The following is a 16,576-nucleotide window of genomic DNA, read 5'->3' as shown; positions in this document are numbered from 1 at the left end:
CTAACCATGGCGGTGACAACATGATTCCAGAACGCTATCGGCAGATGCTGCCGCCGCAATGGTACGAGAATGAAGTGGCGGAATATCACTTTGAAGGTGCAGGGACAGTTGTAGATGCTTTCGATTTGCAGCGTGAGGACATCCTACAGCAGTTTAGCCCATGGTCAGCTACCTGGGGGTTGGATGTCTGGGATTGGATTTATTTCGGGAGAAAGCAATTGCTGAGTGTTGAGGAACGGCGAAAGAATATCCAGCAAAAGCACTGGTCGTATCTTGGTTTTGCTCCCAGCGTGCTGCGGGCAATTGGTTTGAGTTCCTCGTCATTCAAGCATGTCCAGATGGTCGAGGATTACGGCAAAAAGGTGATTCGGTATGTTTACCCGATTGAGGACCGATTCGATACGAAGAATGCTGTTCAAGCTGTTGAGAGAATTAGACCAGTTCATTGTAATGGAGTCGCTTTTGAACCTGTTGTGTCGGAGAAGATCGTGCTGCGAGATGTCTTAGTGGTTGGGATTAAGGAGTACCACAAGGTCAGTGAATTTCGTGTAGGGATGACACCAATCAAGCGTTACGAGGAGGTCGTGAAATGATCCTACCAAGCTATCTTCAAACCGTCCGGAATGACTTGCTGGCTAGGGTGTCGGGCGGCGACATTTTGATAAACGGCTCAGTTTCAGTGCCTGTACAAGCTGTGGAGATTGCTTCGCATCCGATTGCAGGCGTACAAGACGGAATTGCATTACAAGTATCTGTCCAGCATGTAGCCAGCGTGCCAGTCATCACAAGCGCAAAGTTGAGGACCAGAACTGGAGCGGTCGTTGCTGAGAAAACAGGGACTATTGAAATGAATGGGGCGCAGTTTGTAAACCTGACCTTTGTTATCGAAGCGAGAGGAGGGGTGTAAGTGTCCTATGTAGCAAAAACGGATTGGAAACATGATGATCCGGTCACTGAGGTGGACATTAATCGTTGGGAGCGAGGTATTGTGGATGCCCACGCGGAGCTGGCTGTGCTGATTGCAGATGTATCAAACCTGAAAGTACGAGTGAATACAATCGAATCTACATTGCCGGACGGATTCGTACACAACAATTTCAACGATGACCTGTCTACTATCAGCTTTATCAGGGTGATTCGGGGCTACTATAACGAAGCTCAGAGTCGGTTGGAGGTTTAGATGGTAGAAACAGGAATGGGTCGCAATAACGGCCATTTGCGGAAGGGGTGAAATAATAGGTGGCAAATGATTGGATTTTAGAATTAGAACGTACAACTAAGCTTTCTTATATTGGCGGATGGGTGTGGGTACGTACCACATACTATCAATCAGCTGGCACGTATTATTTAGGCTCGTATTACGAAAATGATCAGTATGCGTTTCTAAAGGAATATCCATACACTTTTTTGGCAGATCATGAGTACAAAATAGAAATCATTACACAGTCGGCGTTACAGGATAAAGTTATAAAGACGTTTGACGGAGCTAATCCCGGAAATCTAGACATGCAAATTAGTCTAGACGCTAATATAGCACCTAAGTTCTACTTGTATAAGAGGTTGAAAAATCAATCCCCAACAGTCACTTTAACCTCACCTACTAACAATCAGACAATCAAGCAAGGTACGGACATTGACTTCAAGTGGTCAGGAAGCGATTCAGACGGTGATGCGCTCACATATACGTTGCAGGTCGGCACATCGGCAGGGGCATCGAATATTTACAATGCCAGCGTAGGCAGTGCGACGTCAAAAAAGGGAATCAGCACATCTTGGGCGGTTGGCTTTTACTACTGGAGAGTTATCGCGAATGATGGAAAGGGCGGAGTTACAACATCTGCCGAGGGTGTGTTTAGTCTTGCACAAGGACGTCTTGTTACGCTAACGAAATCAAACTCAGTAGCCTATGACACACTTCTACAAGAGCTATACCCTACGACCAACTACTACAATGCGTCAAGTTTAGCAGTGGGCATGGCAAGTGGGTACCTATCTAGGTCGCAGATTTTCTTCGATTTTGGTGCTATCCCAAATGATGTAGTAATTAACAGTGCATTTCTCAATTTATACCAAGCTGCTAGTTCTAGCGGGACACGGATTTACGACGTACATCCCTTGACATCAGCCTGGCAAGAGTCTATTCCTACATGGAACGCTCCAACACCATTTAACCCGTTCAAAAAAACGTCATTAACTGTGGGGTCTGCTGCTGGTACTATCTCGTTTGATGTCAAGCAGCTTGTGCAGGAGATGGTAAATGGCACTTACGCCAACTTCGGATTTTTAATTAAAGACTCCGACGAAACGACAAACAGTACCAGCAAAGGCTTTAACTCACTTGACTACACGAGCAACCAACCCACACTCACCATCGACTACTCCATCCCGACAACAGGCAAAAAACAGGTGGAGTATGTGGGTAATAACTGGAGTCATAATGGAGGAGGTACGGGTGTTTCGTTAGTATTACCCGCGGGCACAACTGCTGGAGATTTGTTGATAGCATCCGTCAACCTTGCTTCTAGTGCGACCATTACTCCACCAAGCGGTTGGGTTACGGCGGTTGATACCGTGGTCGTCGGTCGCAGGTATGCTGTTTATTACAAGAATATGCAGCCGGGTGAAACTTCTTATTCGTTCACTTCAACTGCTAATACAGAATGGAACGCTCGCATTCTTGCTTACCGAAACGTTAAGGGAGTCCAAACAGTCAAAACAAACTCTTATTCATCCGAGGCTGCTTCCTTTAGCCCGGGAAACACTTACGCTACAACAGACAACACTATGTTCGTACTAGTGACACAAGTTAGCGGGAATTATTCTTTTAATACGCCGCTAAATTACAACGCAGCTTTTAATTACATTAGCGTGTCTGATCCTATAGCTATTTCCAATGGGTATATGCACAAAAAAAGATCGCAAGCCACGGAAGATATGTACACTAGGTTAGTCGCTCAAAACGCATATGGAATCAGTAGTGCTCTTGTACTTGATCCATTCAGCAACAACCCACCTACGCTGACGCTCACGTCACCTGCCAATAATCAGACATTATCGGAAGGCAGCACTTGCAAGTTGGAAGGCACCGTCTCCGATGTAGACGCTGGTCAGTCATTGTCTGTCAAATACTCCATAGCTGGAGGACCGACGCAGAGCATAACTGTTGGAACATCTGACGGGTCAAATCCGAAGCCATTTTCGAAGACGCTCACCTACTCGCAAGGTCGTTTCTGGGATGGCTCGACAGACGTCTCAGGACTTCTACCAGCCGAGGCGTCATCGATTCAGATTTGGGCCAATGATGGAACGGATGATTCTGCAAAGCAGACACGGAACTTCACAGTAGTGCAAGAGGATGGCAAAATTTATGTTCCGGTCAACGTAGTCAGCCAGTCTTATCTCGTGTCCAAGATGGCGAGTCCTGTCCGGTTGAGTAATGGGTGGTTGGTGGGTGTTGTACGTGGCAACTCAGACAATCTGCTCTACGTCTATGTTTCCAAGGATAACGGTAAAGCTTGGGTCTTTCTAACCAAAAGCAGCATTCCCTCAAACAACTCGTTTTCTGTTGTTTCTAAGGGTACTTTTATCTACATCTTTGGAACAGACTCATCTTACTCTGTTATTTCAGTATCTTGGTTCAATGTTGCTATATACTCAAATGCCACCTATAGTAACAATTTGAACCTCGACAGCGGAAATATTTCGTGGGGTAGTGGACTCACCGCTAGCATTTCACCGGATGGAACAAAGTTGTGGTGGGGTGTCAGTTCTAAAAACAGCGCCTACCAGAACAGCTTTAACATCCGTGCTGGTTCCATACCGATCAATGCGGATGGTACTTTAGGTACGCCAAACGCAGCCCAACAGCTTACTTCATCAAACACCTCGGGTCAGGATTACCTAGACCCTAGCATTTTCATTCGTAGTGGTAGTGTACACATTCTATCAAGTTACCAAAGTGCTATTTTTGAAAGATATTGGAATGGGGTCAATTGGTTTACTTCTACTGTTTTTACAAGTGGAAACAACCTCTATCCTCAAAGTAAACCACAAATTATCGGAGATGCTAATAATAAGCTGTACGCGGTTTGGCATGGAACTGATGTAGCTGACTCATCAAACAATTATGTGCGATTTAATGTCGCTACTGGTTCAATCTGGGGCACAGCAAAAAAGCTCGCTAAAGGTACAAACGCCAGCATTACCAGCGATAAAAACGGAAAGGTTATCATCACCTACGAAGACGGCGGATACATCAAGCGGATCGAGTCTAGTAACGAGTTTAGTTCCTTCGCAGGCCCGTTTGTGGACGGTGTAGGCACCAATCCAGCAACGTTCTATGACCCAACATTCCAGAGGGACTTTTCGATTCCGCCGACGATCTACCAGGCAGCAGGCAAGGTCAAGTACCGCGGCGTACTCAACCTCAACAAACGCCCTGTCGTCACACTGGACACACCGGATAATCAGGCCTTGACCGAAAACTCGACACTCAAGGTATCCGGTCAGGCTGTAGACGAGGACACGGGAAACATCGTCTCTATTTTTTACAAAATCAATAGCGGACCTACGCAGGCGTCTGCATCCGACATATCGGATGGTAGCACGCCTATTTTGTTTGACAAGAGGCTAACCTATCGAAACAAACGTATTTACCTTGATGCTACTGACATTGTAGGTGTCGATCTTCCGGAGAACACTGACCACATCCTCACTGTCTGGGTAGAGGACAACAAGCAGGGTAAGAGCTTGGAGGTCGTGCGTAAGTTTAGAGTCGTATGGAATCGACCACCGGTAATCAATGGCGAAGACAAAGATCTCGGTATCTTCATGAAGCCTCCAAGCGTGAACTATTCAGCCACTGATCCAGAGGCCAACACTTTCACTTTTAGCGAGTATCTGAACGGGAAACAAATCAGGTCGTTTGCGGGTGTAGCCGGGCAGCAATACACAGTTGAAATTAGCCATGACGCTTGGATTCGATTGGATTTGGACGCGCAGCATCAAATCAAGATCGTTGCCACGGACAGCGCAGGAATCTCATCCGAACGGATTTACACATTCACCCGAACAGAGACTCATATCGAATTTATGCTAGAGTACGGAAATCCAGATATTAAAGCAGACTTCACATTGGACGGTATGCCATTACGTGTATTAATGACACTTGAAAGATACTTACCAGAAGGCTCTTCCATTGAAAGTGTGAAAGTCTGCAACAACTACTTAGACAATGTGCCGACATGGGAAGACTGCACTAATGCCGTCAAGGTCAACCGAGGCTATTTGTTCACTAATAAAAACAAAACAGCTCCCGAATGGGCTATTAATCTATGGGTGACCATCAACAAAGGAACAGCTAGGGAACGTGTACTTGTAAATGGTTATGGGGGTGCGTTCGATTAATGAAGATGCAAAATAAAGAGGCTATCTCAGTGATTAGAGAACAGCAACAAACAGATCCAGTTATGACAATGGGACAGGAGCTCTCCTCACTCAAAATTAGCAATATCCAAAAGGATGCGTTAATCCAGACAATGGGCGAGCAGCTAGCCCAAGTTAAGCTTGAGCTCATCCAATTAAAAGGAGGTGCTAAGTGATGGCATTTTGGGAGTTGGCATTTAGCATGAAGTGGGTCACAGTAGAAAAGCTGCGGCTAGCAGTAAAAACAACATCCAATCCTTTCGGAGAAATCTCGCCAAAGGAATTCAAGCAAATTACCAACCAAGATTTTTAAGCTACTACTATTTCATACACAGAGAATTGGAGTCAGCCCCGTACCTAGCGGGGCTATTTTTGTCCCCAAAAGGGGCGAGGAGGTACGAACCTATGAAACCCCTACACAACCTAGACACCATCGCAACCCCAGCAAACGCTTGGGCGACCACAGCAGGTGCCATCGTGTCGCCCGCCTTTTACTATCTATACGGCACCAATCGCCAAGACATCCTAATCGTCCTCTTCTTCATGATCGCCCTCGACTGGATCACAGGCATCTCCGCCGCCAAAAAAGACCAATCCTACTCCTCCGACTACGGCCTGTCCCGAATCCCACGCACCTTATTCCTCATGGCCCTACCAGCCGTAGCCAATCTCCTAGACCGCGTCATGGGTACCCCAGGCTTCTTATTCTACGGCGTCACCTTCGGCCTCATCTACCACACCTGGACAAGCCTGACCGCCAATGCCCACCGCGCAGGCTGGCCGATGCCCAAATCTATCGAGAGATTAGTCAGCGCCGAAATCAAGGCAAAGGCTGAGCGAGCCAAACGAAAGGAGTCCTAGTAAACGATGAAAATCACCGAGATGATTCTGTCCAACGTAAATTCCCGCCCCAAAAAGAAGATCGTCCCAAAAGGAGTCGTCATCCACTGGACGGCCAACGAACGCAGCGGTGCAAATGCCGCCGCAAACCGAAATTACTTCAACAAACCAACGACAGTCGCGAGCGCCCACTACATCGTGGATGACAAACAAATCATTCGCTGCCTGCCTGAGGACGAGATGGGCTACCACGTCGGGGCGCAGACTTATTCACAGGCCGCCTTGACCAGACTGAGCAACTACCCGAACAACTGCACGATTGGGATTGAAATGTGCGTCAACGCAGATGGAAGCTTTGCGAAAATGTACGAGCAAACAGTGGCACTGACCGCGGATATCTTGAAACGGCATGGCTTGGGAGTCGAGCACCTGTGGCGTCATTACGACATTACGGGGAAAAACTGCCCGGCCTTTTTTGTCGTCAATACGACCGCTCAAACCTATACGGGAATGCCAGCCAAGGACGCATGGGCAAAGTTTCAACAGGATGTCCACAGGTTTCTCACAGCTTATCCACAAAAACCACAGCCTGGTGTGGATAAGTGTGCAGTTGAACTGATACTGACTTCCACAGGCAAGCTAATCGATGATGTTTCCTATGTACCCATCCGTCTGATTGCGGAGGCAGTGGGTGGAGCAGTGGAATGGGAGCCTTCCACGCAAAAAGTGACCGTGAACGGACAGGAAGTCTCCTATGTAAACGACCAGGGAACTACTTTTGCGAAAACAAGGGAGCTTGCCGCCTTACTTGGCTTGCAAGTGGAGTGGGACGAGCCGAGAAAAGCAGTCGTATTGAAGAAATAAAAGAAAAGCCGCAGATCCTGTCTGCGACTTTTCCTATATATACTTTTACTCAATCCTAATCTGAATGATATCCGCTGCACTCAAGACAGCACTTGGCTTCGTCTCCTGCTCATTTAGGCGAATTTGCCCGTCCTTGATTTTGCGGACAATCTGGCTGCGACTCCAGCCTTCTATTTGTACTGAAAGCAGCTTGTCGAGTCGGAAGCGAGCCTCTGCACTCTCAATCCGAATCGTCACTTCCTGAACGCCCTTTTCCTGGTATTCATGAAAGGGGAGGGTAGGGAGTGGCGAGATTTCTTCACTGAACTCCGTATCTGGCACCTCTCGATGATCTGTAAAGGCTTTGTAGATGGAGAGCTTTTCATTCCACGTATGATTTTTTTCGCATTTATAAATAGCGAAGCGATAGATGTTTTTGCCGTTAGCGTTGTGGCGGCGGATGTTGGTATCGAAAAAGAGAACGATTCGCCCACAATTGCTGCAATATCGCCGCACTGGCTGATTTTCATGATTTTCACGTAATACCCACGTATGCTCGATGGTATGCATGGTCCTTCACCTCGTGTGAAAAGTGAAAGGAACGCACCTGCTATTTGGATGTCCTGTAGGGCAGGCCTGTTTTTGGACACAAAAAAACGGAGATTCCCCATAGCGAACCTCCGTTAGGATATACACCTACAGATTTCGTTACGTTCCTTTGTAATGGGAAAAAAGGGCAGACTTCACCTGTGCGAAAAACAGTTTGTTTTCCGAAGGCAAGCTATCCAGTTTTTTAGGCCATTACAAAGTAGTTGTTGGCATACGTAGTTACCGTACCTTTCCATCCAAATAGACGTGGCACCAATATACCATATAATGGATTAGTTTCCAAGGGGGATTGTGTTGTTGACCACAGGAGGGCGAGTGGTTTTGACGCGTAAAGGAGCGGAGCCGTAGATTTGCTTCATCCAGGTTCGCGCTTCCGCAAAGTCACTCTCCCGATAGAGATGAAAAGCGGGATGGTGTGTATCCACAAATAGGGACAAACCCAAAGCCTGCGCCCGGATGCAGAAATGACGATCCTCGCCCCAGAAGCTCAGGTTCGAAATTTGCCTAAAGCTGACGCCAGCCTGCAGCGCTTTTCTGCGGATGAGTGTGCAAGCCCCTAAACCACCTACCTCATATACGCCAGGGACACGGAGTTGTCCGTAGAAAGCGTACTTTCGCAAGTATTGTTCTTCTAAGGAAATTTGTTCATGGCGTGCGCATTCGAATTGGGTGTATTCATCTTTGAGCCACACCTGAGGGACGGGGACGGTATCTGGTGTCCAGCTCGTCCAGAAGATTTCAGATATGACCTGTTTGTCAGAGGCGAGCAAAACTTCCAAAGTAGCTGGTTGGAGAAGCAAATCTGAATCGATGAGGAAGAGGGCATCGTAATCATGGTGTTTGGCACGGGCGATCATTTCGTTCTTGAATCCAGCGACCTTCCACACGAGTGCGTCGCTCCAGTAATGGGTCTTATCATCGCATGTGTAAGGATGGAGGCTGCCAGCAGCGGGGATAATGTCGACCTGTCCCAAGTGTTTGCCTGCAAAGTTTTGAAGGATTTTGCTCGAAAGCGGATCGTTATTGTCATCTACGAACAAATAGTGCAACGTCAAGTTTGAGCTCAACAGCTTTTCTAACGAAAACAAAAACATTCGGAGAACATCTGGTTTCTGACAAACTGGACTTCCGATTAGCACCCTCGTTTTCACGCTCATAGCACCACCTCTCGCTTTTGTGCGAAGTGCGAAGCATGTATGGAGCTCGCTGTGTAATCGTAGACAAGGGATTCATGTGCCTTGCCCATGCGCTCCATGCATTGTCCCAAAAAGTGAAAAGCGTAAAAGCTCCCCATTCCTTGCTCACTGAAATGCTCCCACTGATTGTCCCCGATCTCCAAGCAATACTCGAAAACTTTTACCGCCTCGGCATACAGACCGTGCTCCATCAGGAAAACGCCTTTGTAAAAATGAAGGTCTACGTAATTGGGGTAGATTTGAATAGCTCGTGCAATACCCGGCCAGGCTCCGCGCATACTGCCATGCTGGAAAAGAATATCGAATTTCAGCTTGTAGCAAATAGACGGGGGAGGTTGTTTGGTGGTCAAAAAGCCTTTCATTGCTTGATTCACCAGTTTAAATGCATGCTCTAATTGTTTGGCGCGAAAAAATTCGTTTGCGAGATGGTAATCGCACCACGGGTCTTGTTTGGATTGCTTTCTTTCGTGACGTAAGAGCCTCAAGTTGCGCAAAGCTTTTTGTTTTCGTTGAATGGCATCGTCCATGTATCCGAGATGATGAATATGTACAGGTAGCAAAGGGACGGTAACATCCCCTGAAACGGTGGCTGGCCATTGAAGCACTTCGTGTATGTCCCTCAGAAATCTAAACCCTTTTTTGTTGCGAAATAAGCGGATTTGCCCGGATCGGTAAGCGGAGTGGCGTGAAGCGTGCTCCTTTTTAGAACCAGTGTAATGGATCATTTTCATAAAAAAGGCGTCGCCTTTGCTCGCACTTACAGCTTGACGAAGCACCCCTGGTTTTTCTTCCTGTACGATTTCATCCGCATCCAGCCATAAAATCCACTCTCCCTTGGCAACCTGCAATCCGGCGTTTCTCGCTTTCGCAAAGCTGTTTTCCCAAGGAATCTCCAGAACTTTCGCCCCGTATTTCCGACAAATATCCTGTGTACCATCGGTTGATCCTGTATCGACAACAATGATCTCGTCTACCACCATATGCACGCTGGACAGACATGCTTCGATCTGGTCTGGGAACGGCTACCCTTCTGACGGGGGCTGGAGCGACCTTGACGAGTATGCAAAAGGAGCTACGATGACAAGTAGCTCCTTTCCCTTTGCTATTTCTTTTTGTTAAAGTAGTAAAAATATTTAGTTAATTAACGGTAATGATAGTATAATAGGTTGGAAGGGGATTTGCCTATTATTCGGAGTGGGGATAGATGCCGATGGATGACTTGGCAGTATATTTGGACGAGCACGAGGCAACGATCGTGAAAGAATTCAAGCGACGAATTGCCGTTTCGGACAGTGATCAATACAAGGGATTGATCCATCTGAATGGGCAAGCATTGTATCGTATGGTTATTGAATATTTTCGTTCGGAAATCACTCTTGAGGATATTAAAGAATTGGCTTACAAGGTCGCATGTGAACGAAACCGGGCAGAGACCAACATTGGCGATTTTGTTTCCAACGTGTGCATGGGCAGGGAAATGGTTATCGATCTTCTCCAAAAAGGTCCGTTTACGCCTGCCGCTTTAATGCCTGCCTTATTGAAAATAAACGAATGCTTTGATCTCTTTTTGGTACACGCTGTTTTCAAATACACTGACCTCAAAGACAACGATTTGGAAGAGAAGAAGCTGTTTATCGAGCGTTCTCACAAAGACAGGCTCACGATTCTGGGGCAAATGGCCTCCAGCTTCGTCCATGAATTCCGAAACCCGCTTACTTCCATTATGGGATTCTCTCGTTTGTTAAAAGAAGATTATCCGAATCTCCCTTACGTAGAGATTATTGAAAATGAGCTGCGGCAATTGAATTACCGGGTTTCGCAGTTTTTGCTGGTCTCGAAAAAGGGCGCGGTCTATAAGCAAATGGAGGTTTTTAGCGTTTGGGAGTTGTTTGATGAGATTCTGTCCTTCCTCTATCCGAATATCGTTGATGTGAATGTGGATATCAAATGCAGTATCGATCCTACCTTTCAACTAAAAGGCTACAAGGATGAGATGAAGCAGGTGTTTATCAACATCATTTCCAATGCGCTGGATGCGTTACATAAAAAAACAGGCGATAAGGAGATTGGCATTGAGGTGTCCCAAACGCCTGACAGGTCCTTGATTACCGTTTCCAACAATGGATCGCCAATTCCACCTGACCTGCTCTCGGTTATTTTTGAACCGTTTTTCACGACGAAGGAGCTCGGTACTGGAATTGGCTTATACGTCTGCAAAGAAATCATTGAGCGGCATGGGGGAACGATTACGTGCGAGTCTACTGATCGGCAGACGAAATTTTCCATGCAGTTCAAGCCCTGCGACACATGTACAAGTGGTTCGATGTCGATGAGTCATCATATCTAATACCACAAAAAAACGACCTATTCATGAAGGCACGCTCGTTAACAGACGTGCATCATGAATAGGTCATTTTTTTGTGAAAAAGCTGTTTATTTGCTAGCGTGAAGTGGCCTGCGTGTTTGTCGTATGGTTTTGGAGATACGCTCCAGTTTGTTTACCAGCCAGACTAGCATGAGCGCCAACAGACAACTACAACCGATAATCAGGAGCAAATACAGCAGAGAGTACCACGTGTTTTCAAACAGCCAAGCAACCTCGCCGTATTTCGCAAACAGATAATCTTTGAACATGATCAAAAAAGCAGAGTGGAACAAGAAAATAAAATACGTCAGCCCTTTTCGAAACTTGATGTGCAAACGATCAACGCGTTCTAGAAAGAAGACCATGAGCACGAGAAACGACAGAAGCGTGGCGAAGACAAAAGTCAAATGCACAGCCACATACAGCTTGTTTGAGACAACAAAAAACAGCGCAGCCGCAGTAGAAACACCCGTCATCAGCGTCAGGATGGAGCGGTTGTTTCGCAAAAAGGATAGAATCGATTCACGGTACCAATACAACACGTGCCCCATGTACAGGGTAAAAATCCAGCTCGGGAGCATATGACGCGTGGTAAGCCCGAACCAGCCCTGATGGATAAAGTTGATGTACACGTACTGAATACCGAGCAGAATCCAAATGACATACAAAATGTTACGCTTGGTGATCGCACGGTGAAACAGATAGGCAAAAACGTAATACTGGCAAATCATAAACACAAAGTACAGATGGTCACCCGTTTTGCCTAAAACAATGTTCGTAAAGTCCTGGGCAGTTTGAGGCATCCCTTTTTTCAACAAGTAATGGTACAGGACACCAGATACTAAATAGGGGACAAAAATATACAGAAGCTTCCCTGAAAAAAACTCGCGAGCAGTAGGGCTCTTGGCTTCAAAAGAATAAGCAGTCAAATAACCAGTGGCGATCGTCAACAGGACAGTGCCGTAACGACTGATCTGATTGAGGGCCACGATCCAAAAAGGATCTGTAAAAGAAAGTACAGAAGCCGTGAAATGACCGACTACAACGAGAAAACTTGAGAAGAGCTGGATGTAAAACAGAGATTTCAAGATTTTTGAATCTGTATACATTTCGATATTCTCCATTTCATCGTTTTTCGGCTGACGTTGTCGCTCAAACAATTAACTGTGAATGGTTTTTATGATAATAAAGTTTTCTTTGAATCGTATTTGGACAGGGGAGGGGAGTTCTGGAAAGGGAAAAAGAAAGAAAGCCACACCCGCGCGTGTAGCTTTCGCACGAGTATGACTTTCATACATTATTTCGGATTCTTTTTCATTTCATCGATGGTCTCACTGACCACAAACGCCAAATCGTCATTGCCAAACAGTGACAATACACCGAGGAGAGTCGCATCAGGAATGTCCTCTGCTTCTTCTTTGGGAACGGTATTGTCCAGCATTTGAGCGAGTAACGAATTTTCGCTTTGAGCGGGATAAGCGCGGCGGTATAATTCGCGTGCATCGAGACCGTGATTCACACACCATTGGGCAAAAACGAGAATCATCATACCCTCATCGCGCTGGTAGGCTTGAATCACTTGATCTTCCATCTCTTTTCGGTTCATGGTCATACTCCTCTAACATTCGTACGTCATGAGCTTATTGTAGAGAAGAGGAAGAATACCCGCAAGAAAAAAGAAAAGAAGGGCTCAAGAGTTCCGTTTGCTACTGTGATTGGTTATGACCGGTAGCATGCGCGTGTCTTTTACCATACGGGCATGGCAAAAAGGGCAGCTCGGGCTCTTATCAAAGGAAAAGTTATCTCTCATCCAGCACGTACAGCCCTCGTTACTGCACGTCCATACATCTGTTTCCTCTTCTTCGATTGGAACGACTGCTTTTTTTGAGAAATACACATGAACTCCTCCTTTGCAGGGCAAAAGTGCACAAAGTAACCTCTATTAATGTGTGATGGAAAGCGCATGAATATACCAAGATTTTCTTTGGTAGAAGGTAAAAAAAGAGGCCGCGCTTGCAGAGCCTCAGCCTCTTTTGTCCATTAATATCCTTACTGTTCATCGGGAATGAAGATTTGTCCCGTTGCTTCTTGATTCGTGATGGCCAGCAAAATCGCTTTAGACAAGGTATCTGGATGATAAGGCTTGATCAGATAGCCGGCTGCTCCCAGATCAAATGCCTTTTTCTTTTCCTCAAAAGCACTGGAGATCACGATCGGGATGGTCCGTAAATCCGGGTTGTTGCGTATCTCCTCAATGACCTTCCAACCACTCTCGCCGTCCTTCAAGTTAAGGTCAAGCACGACAGCATCCGGTCGCAGCTCCTCGATTGCCGCTACTGCCTCTGACGCCGTAGAGAAGGAATTGACGCGGAATCCAGAGCATGTTAACTCATGACGCAGCAGCTCGGTTAAGTTCAAATCGTCCTCGACGATCACAACGTTTCCTTTGCATTGACCAGTTGGAGGAACTGCCTCTTCACTTTCCGCTGGATAGTCAGGGGACACAGCGTGCTCAGCCAATGGAAGAGTAACCGTAAATGTACTACCCTTGCCCGATTCGGACGTAACGGCAACTTCTCCATGGTGCATATGGACGATCTCCTGAACAATGGCGAGACCCAATCCTGTACCGCCGATCTCCCGGCGATCCGAGTTATCTACGCGATAAAATTTGGTAAACAAGTGAGGGATGGCTTCGGAAGGAATGCCTAGCCCTTCATCCTGCACCTCCACGAGCAAGCGATTTCCATCTTGTCGACAACCCACCCGGACCTGACCACCATGCGGGGAGTATTTGACGGCATTACTGATCAGATTCAAAAATACTTGACGTAACTTGGTTTGATCTCCATAAACAACGGTTTGCTCCGTTTGCAGATCGAGTTCAAACCGATGGAGAGGGGACTGGACTCGATGAAGTCCGAAAATATCCTGAATCACTTGATCAATCGCAACATTCTCTAGCTCGTACGTCTGTCTGCCGGATTCCATGCGCTGCAAATCCAAGAAATCGTTGATTAGCGCAGTCAGACGAGTAGCTTCTTGATAAATGGTCGCTATGTACCGCTGTTGACGTTCGGGCTTGAGCGCTTTCGTTAACAGCAGCTCCGCAAAGCCAAGCACACTGGCGAGAGGGGTACGCAGCTCATGGCTGACTGTACTGACGAATTCCGATTTCATTTGGTCGATCTCGTATTCCTTGGTGAAGTCACGGTAAACGAGCAAGGTACTCCATTTCTCTTGGTTCCGGTACAGTGGCTCTGCATAGAGCTGAATATAGCGTACTTGCGGTCCGGTCATCTGAAACACAATACTGCCTGAAGGAGTGGCACCTTCGTCTAAAACGACAGATCTGACATACTGAATCAGCCGATCAGGCTCAGAGGTTCGACTCTGTAGATGGGAAAGGAACTGTCCCAAGTCAAATCCTTGCGAAGCGAGCTGATGGTCGTAACACAAGAGCTCACAAAAATTCCAGTTCACTTGGAGTGTTTCTCCACTCAGATCAATAAGCTGAATGCCTTCTTGAACAGAATCGAGCATATCCTGTGTCATTTTACGCTGTCGCTCTGTCTCCTCATACATCGCGAGCTTGTCTAGTGCCAAGGAAATCTGCTTGGCGATTCCGATGATGGCTTGTAGCTCCTGATTCGTGAATTTTCGACCGATACGGGAGAGGATGATACATGCAACGATTGTCTGCTGGGCATCTAGCACTGGGAGGTAAAGCTCAAATGTTTGTGACATTTCCTCTGTGTAGCCGCGTTCAGCGTCAGTACTTTCACGCATCAGGACATATGGCAGGCCCGTTTCCCTGATTCGCACGAACGGACCATCATCCAATCCTTTGCGCAATTGCTCCAGACCATTCTGCGAAACGCCAAAGCTAGCTGCATCCCTGTCAGTATTCAACATGACGATAACACCTTTATCGGCATCCATGACTTCAGTTATATTGCGAATGATACTGGACAGCAGCTCCTCTTTATCCAGCGTATTCGACAAAGAGAGGATGAAACGGTTTTTCTTTTCCAGATACCGTTCGTTTTCCTCCATTTTGCCCAATGCTTCTTGTAACTCTTCTTGCTGCATCATCAGTTCATCCTGCTGGGCTTGCAGCTCTTCGTTTTGCGCCATGAGCACTTCTTCTTTGGCTTGAATTTGCCTGATCAAATAGTCGAGGGAGCGGGAGAGCCTGCCGATTTCGTCAACCCTGTTCAAATCCTGCAAAAGAGGTGTACCGCCATTAGCGAACTGTTCAGCATTTTGGGATAGACGAACCAACGGCCTGCCGATATCCCGTGTAGTTTGAATGGTGACTATTACCATGATCACCAGCACCATCAGCGAGTACACGAGAAACCAGGTACTTATCTGTGACATCTCTTCGAACAGTAGTTGGTTTTTCGTATATAACAGCTGATCGTGCTCTTCCTGATACCGCCCGGCGTATGTAAGCAGGTTGTTCACTTCCTGATTCACGCCACTGGCCGAAGCTTTTCGCAGGGATTCAAAGTCTCCGTTCTTTGCATAACTCGAAAAAGTAGGAAACACATTGGCGAAAAAGTTCGTGAAGAAAGATTCGATCGAAGCGACAAGCGCTTGCTCCTCATCATTGAGCGGAAGCTTCTTAAATTTTTCCAGCGCCTGTTCCAGCTTCTTTTTCTCAAGAAATAGCTCATTGTACTCAGATGGGCTCAAGAAAGCGTAATAACCCCTTGCGCGAAAAAAGATCTGGTTCGTGTGCTCAGCTATGTCTGCGACCAAATTTTGTTTTTCCTTGGTATTGTATATCTCCGTTTGATAATGGTTTAATGCGCTGCTATTCAAATTTTGAACGATGACAGCGCCCGCAATCAGAAGAGACAGAAAAAGAAGCATCATCGCTATGAAGCGACGTGTGATGCTTTTTCTGATAAACGCCCAGAACCCCGTCATGCGAGCATTTCCTCCACTTTCCGGACGAGATCCATCGGGCTAAAGGGCTTCGGCATGAAGTCATCAGCACCAGCTTCACGCATTTTCTCCTGTTCGGCATGTTGACTTTTTGCCGAGAGGATCAGGACCTTGACTGCCTTTTTATCGTCCATCTGTTTGAGCTGCTGCAATACTTCAAAGCCTGTCAGCTTTGGCATCATATAATCTAAAATAATCAAGTCGTACTCATTTTGGCAGATTTTTTGCAGGGCTTCCTCTCCGTCGCAAGCGATATCGAGCTCGTGTCCCTCGTCTTCGAGCGTGTCGCCAATCAACATGCGCAACACGGCTTCGTCTTCGGCCAGCATAATTGTTGCCATCT

17 protein-coding genes are annotated in these 16,576 nt (G+C 46.7%); 9 read left to right on the top strand and 8 right to left on the bottom strand.

Annotated elements, in window-relative coordinates:
• From PMI05_RS20160 to PMI05_RS20125, 8 genes are all read left to right on the top strand, one after another.
• The coding region (locus tag PMI05_RS20160; RefSeq protein ID WP_007725688.1) for a DUF2313 domain-containing protein at positions 1–593 on the top strand (593 nt) is incomplete at its 5' end.
• The gene (locus PMI05_RS20155; protein ID WP_007725687.1) at positions 590–907 is read left to right on the top strand and encodes a hypothetical protein; all 318 of its coding nucleotides are present in this window, start codon (positions 590–592) and stop codon (positions 905–907) included. The genes PMI05_RS20160 and PMI05_RS20155, both read left to right, overlap by 4 nt.
• Entirely contained in the window at positions 908–1,180 is a 273-nt protein-coding gene (locus tag PMI05_RS20150; protein WP_007725686.1) for a hypothetical protein, read from the top strand.
• 59 nt (positions 1,181–1,239) lie between these two features.
• A complete protein-coding gene (locus tag PMI05_RS20145) occupies positions 1,240–5,406 on the top strand; it encodes a DNRLRE domain-containing protein (protein WP_007725685.1) in 4,167 nt (1,388 codons plus the stop codon).
• Positions 5,406–5,600 (top strand): hypothetical protein, encoded by a 195-nt coding sequence (locus PMI05_RS20140; protein ID WP_007725684.1) that lies wholly within the window; start codon positions 5,406–5,408, stop codon positions 5,598–5,600. The genes PMI05_RS20145 and PMI05_RS20140 overlap by 1 nt, the downstream gene beginning before the upstream one ends.
• Positions 5,600–5,737 (top strand): hypothetical protein, encoded by a 138-nt coding sequence (locus PMI05_RS20135; RefSeq protein ID WP_007725683.1) that lies wholly within the window; start codon positions 5,600–5,602, stop codon positions 5,735–5,737. The genes PMI05_RS20140 and PMI05_RS20135 overlap by 1 nt, the downstream gene beginning before the upstream one ends.
• Before the next feature lie 92 nt (positions 5,738–5,829).
• Complete coding sequence (locus PMI05_RS20130) at positions 5,830–6,285, top strand: holin family protein (protein ID WP_007725682.1); 456 nt, start codon at positions 5,830–5,832, stop codon at positions 6,283–6,285.
• A gap of 6 nt (positions 6,286–6,291) precedes the next feature.
• Entirely contained in the window at positions 6,292–7,128 is an 837-nt protein-coding gene (locus tag PMI05_RS20125; RefSeq protein WP_007725680.1) for an N-acetylmuramoyl-L-alanine amidase, read from the top strand.
• Between the two features lie 45 nt (positions 7,129–7,173).
• On the opposite strand, the gene PMI05_RS20120 is transcribed toward PMI05_RS20125, so the two are convergent.
• The 3 genes from PMI05_RS20120 to PMI05_RS20110 form a co-directional block, all read right to left on the bottom strand.
• Complete coding sequence (locus tag PMI05_RS20120) at positions 7,174–7,677, bottom strand: hypothetical protein (protein WP_007725678.1); 504 nt, start codon at positions 7,675–7,677, stop codon at positions 7,174–7,176.
• Between the two features lie 311 nt (positions 7,678–7,988).
• Positions 7,989–8,873 carry a hypothetical protein gene (locus PMI05_RS20115; protein ID WP_007725677.1) on the bottom strand — a complete coding sequence of 295 codons (885 nt, stop codon included), beginning with the start codon at positions 8,871–8,873 and terminating at the stop codon, positions 7,989–7,991.
• Positions 8,870–9,919, bottom strand: coding sequence for a glycosyltransferase family 2 protein (locus tag PMI05_RS20110; protein ID WP_052006444.1), 1,050 nt, complete (start codon positions 9,917–9,919; stop codon positions 8,870–8,872). The genes PMI05_RS20115 and PMI05_RS20110 overlap by 4 nt, the downstream gene beginning before the upstream one ends.
• A 197-nt stretch (positions 9,920–10,116) precedes the next feature.
• Here PMI05_RS20110 and PMI05_RS20105 point away from each other — a divergent pair, with 197 nt between their 5' ends.
• The gene (locus PMI05_RS20105; protein WP_007725673.1) at positions 10,117–11,259 is read left to right on the top strand and encodes a sensor histidine kinase; all 1,143 of its coding nucleotides are present in this window, start codon (positions 10,117–10,119) and stop codon (positions 11,257–11,259) included.
• An 86-nt stretch (positions 11,260–11,345) separates the two neighbouring features.
• Here the strand turns inward: PMI05_RS20105 and PMI05_RS20100 are convergent, their stop codons facing one another.
• From PMI05_RS20100 to PMI05_RS20085, 5 genes are all read right to left on the bottom strand, one after another.
• A complete protein-coding gene (locus PMI05_RS20100; RefSeq protein WP_007725671.1) occupies positions 11,346–12,386 on the bottom strand; it encodes an acyltransferase in 1,041 nt (346 codons plus the stop codon).
• 188 nt (positions 12,387–12,574) lie between these two features.
• Entirely contained in the window at positions 12,575–12,883 is a 309-nt protein-coding gene (locus tag PMI05_RS20095; RefSeq protein ID WP_007725666.1) for a hypothetical protein, read from the bottom strand.
• 84 nt (positions 12,884–12,967) lie between these two features.
• Positions 12,968–13,174 (bottom strand): cold-shock protein, encoded by a 207-nt coding sequence (locus PMI05_RS30170; RefSeq protein ID WP_081496852.1) that lies wholly within the window; start codon positions 13,172–13,174, stop codon positions 12,968–12,970.
• Positions 13,175–13,326: 152 nt separating this feature from the next.
• The gene (locus PMI05_RS20090; RefSeq protein WP_007725657.1) at positions 13,327–16,215 is read right to left on the bottom strand and encodes an ATP-binding protein; all 2,889 of its coding nucleotides are present in this window, start codon (positions 16,213–16,215) and stop codon (positions 13,327–13,329) included.
• Positions 16,212–16,574 carry a response regulator transcription factor gene (locus PMI05_RS20085; RefSeq protein WP_007725655.1) on the bottom strand — a complete coding sequence of 121 codons (363 nt, stop codon included), beginning with the start codon at positions 16,572–16,574 and terminating at the stop codon, positions 16,212–16,214. The genes PMI05_RS20090 and PMI05_RS20085 overlap by 4 nt, the downstream gene beginning before the upstream one ends.
• Positions 16,575–16,576 lie beyond the last annotated feature (2 nt).

Origin of the sequence: Brevibacillus sp. BC25, assembly GCF_000282075.1 — a bacterium.
In the GTDB taxonomy this organism is placed as follows: Bacteria; Bacillota; Bacilli; order Brevibacillales; family Brevibacillaceae; genus Brevibacillus.
This window is presented reverse-complemented; position numbering and strand designations above follow the sequence as displayed.

Excerpts from the sequence above, each read along its gene's own strand:
- PMI05_RS20155 (WP_007725687.1), top strand. The coding sequence starts at position 590 with ATGATCCTACCAAGCTATCTTCAAACCGTCCGGAATGACTTGCTGGCT.
- PMI05_RS20120 (WP_007725678.1), bottom strand. The coding sequence starts at position 7,677 with ATGCATACCATCGAGCATACGTGGGTATTACGTGAAAATCATGAAAAT.
- PMI05_RS20085 (WP_007725655.1), bottom strand. The coding sequence starts at position 16,574 with ATGGCAACAATTATGCTGGCCGAAGACGAAGCCGTGTTGCGCATGTTG.
- PMI05_RS20115 (WP_007725677.1), bottom strand. The coding sequence starts at position 8,873 with ATGAGCGTGAAAACGAGGGTGCTAATCGGAAGTCCAGTTTGTCAGAAA.
- PMI05_RS20135 (WP_007725683.1), top strand. The coding sequence starts at position 5,600 with ATGGCATTTTGGGAGTTGGCATTTAGCATGAAGTGGGTCACAGTAGAA.
- PMI05_RS20095 (WP_007725666.1), bottom strand. The coding sequence starts at position 12,883 with ATGAACCGAAAAGAGATGGAAGATCAAGTGATTCAAGCCTACCAGCGC.
- PMI05_RS20100 (WP_007725671.1), bottom strand. The coding sequence starts at position 12,386 with ATGTATACAGATTCAAAAATCTTGAAATCTCTGTTTTACATCCAGCTC.
- PMI05_RS20140 (WP_007725684.1), top strand. The coding sequence starts at position 5,406 with ATGAAGATGCAAAATAAAGAGGCTATCTCAGTGATTAGAGAACAGCAA.
- PMI05_RS20105 (WP_007725673.1), top strand. The coding sequence starts at position 10,117 with ATGCCGATGGATGACTTGGCAGTATATTTGGACGAGCACGAGGCAACG.
- PMI05_RS20125 (WP_007725680.1), top strand. The coding sequence starts at position 6,292 with ATGAAAATCACCGAGATGATTCTGTCCAACGTAAATTCCCGCCCCAAA.
- PMI05_RS20130 (WP_007725682.1), top strand. The coding sequence starts at position 5,830 with ATGAAACCCCTACACAACCTAGACACCATCGCAACCCCAGCAAACGCT.
- PMI05_RS20090 (WP_007725657.1), bottom strand. The coding sequence starts at position 16,215 with ATGACGGGGTTCTGGGCGTTTATCAGAAAAAGCATCACACGTCGCTTC.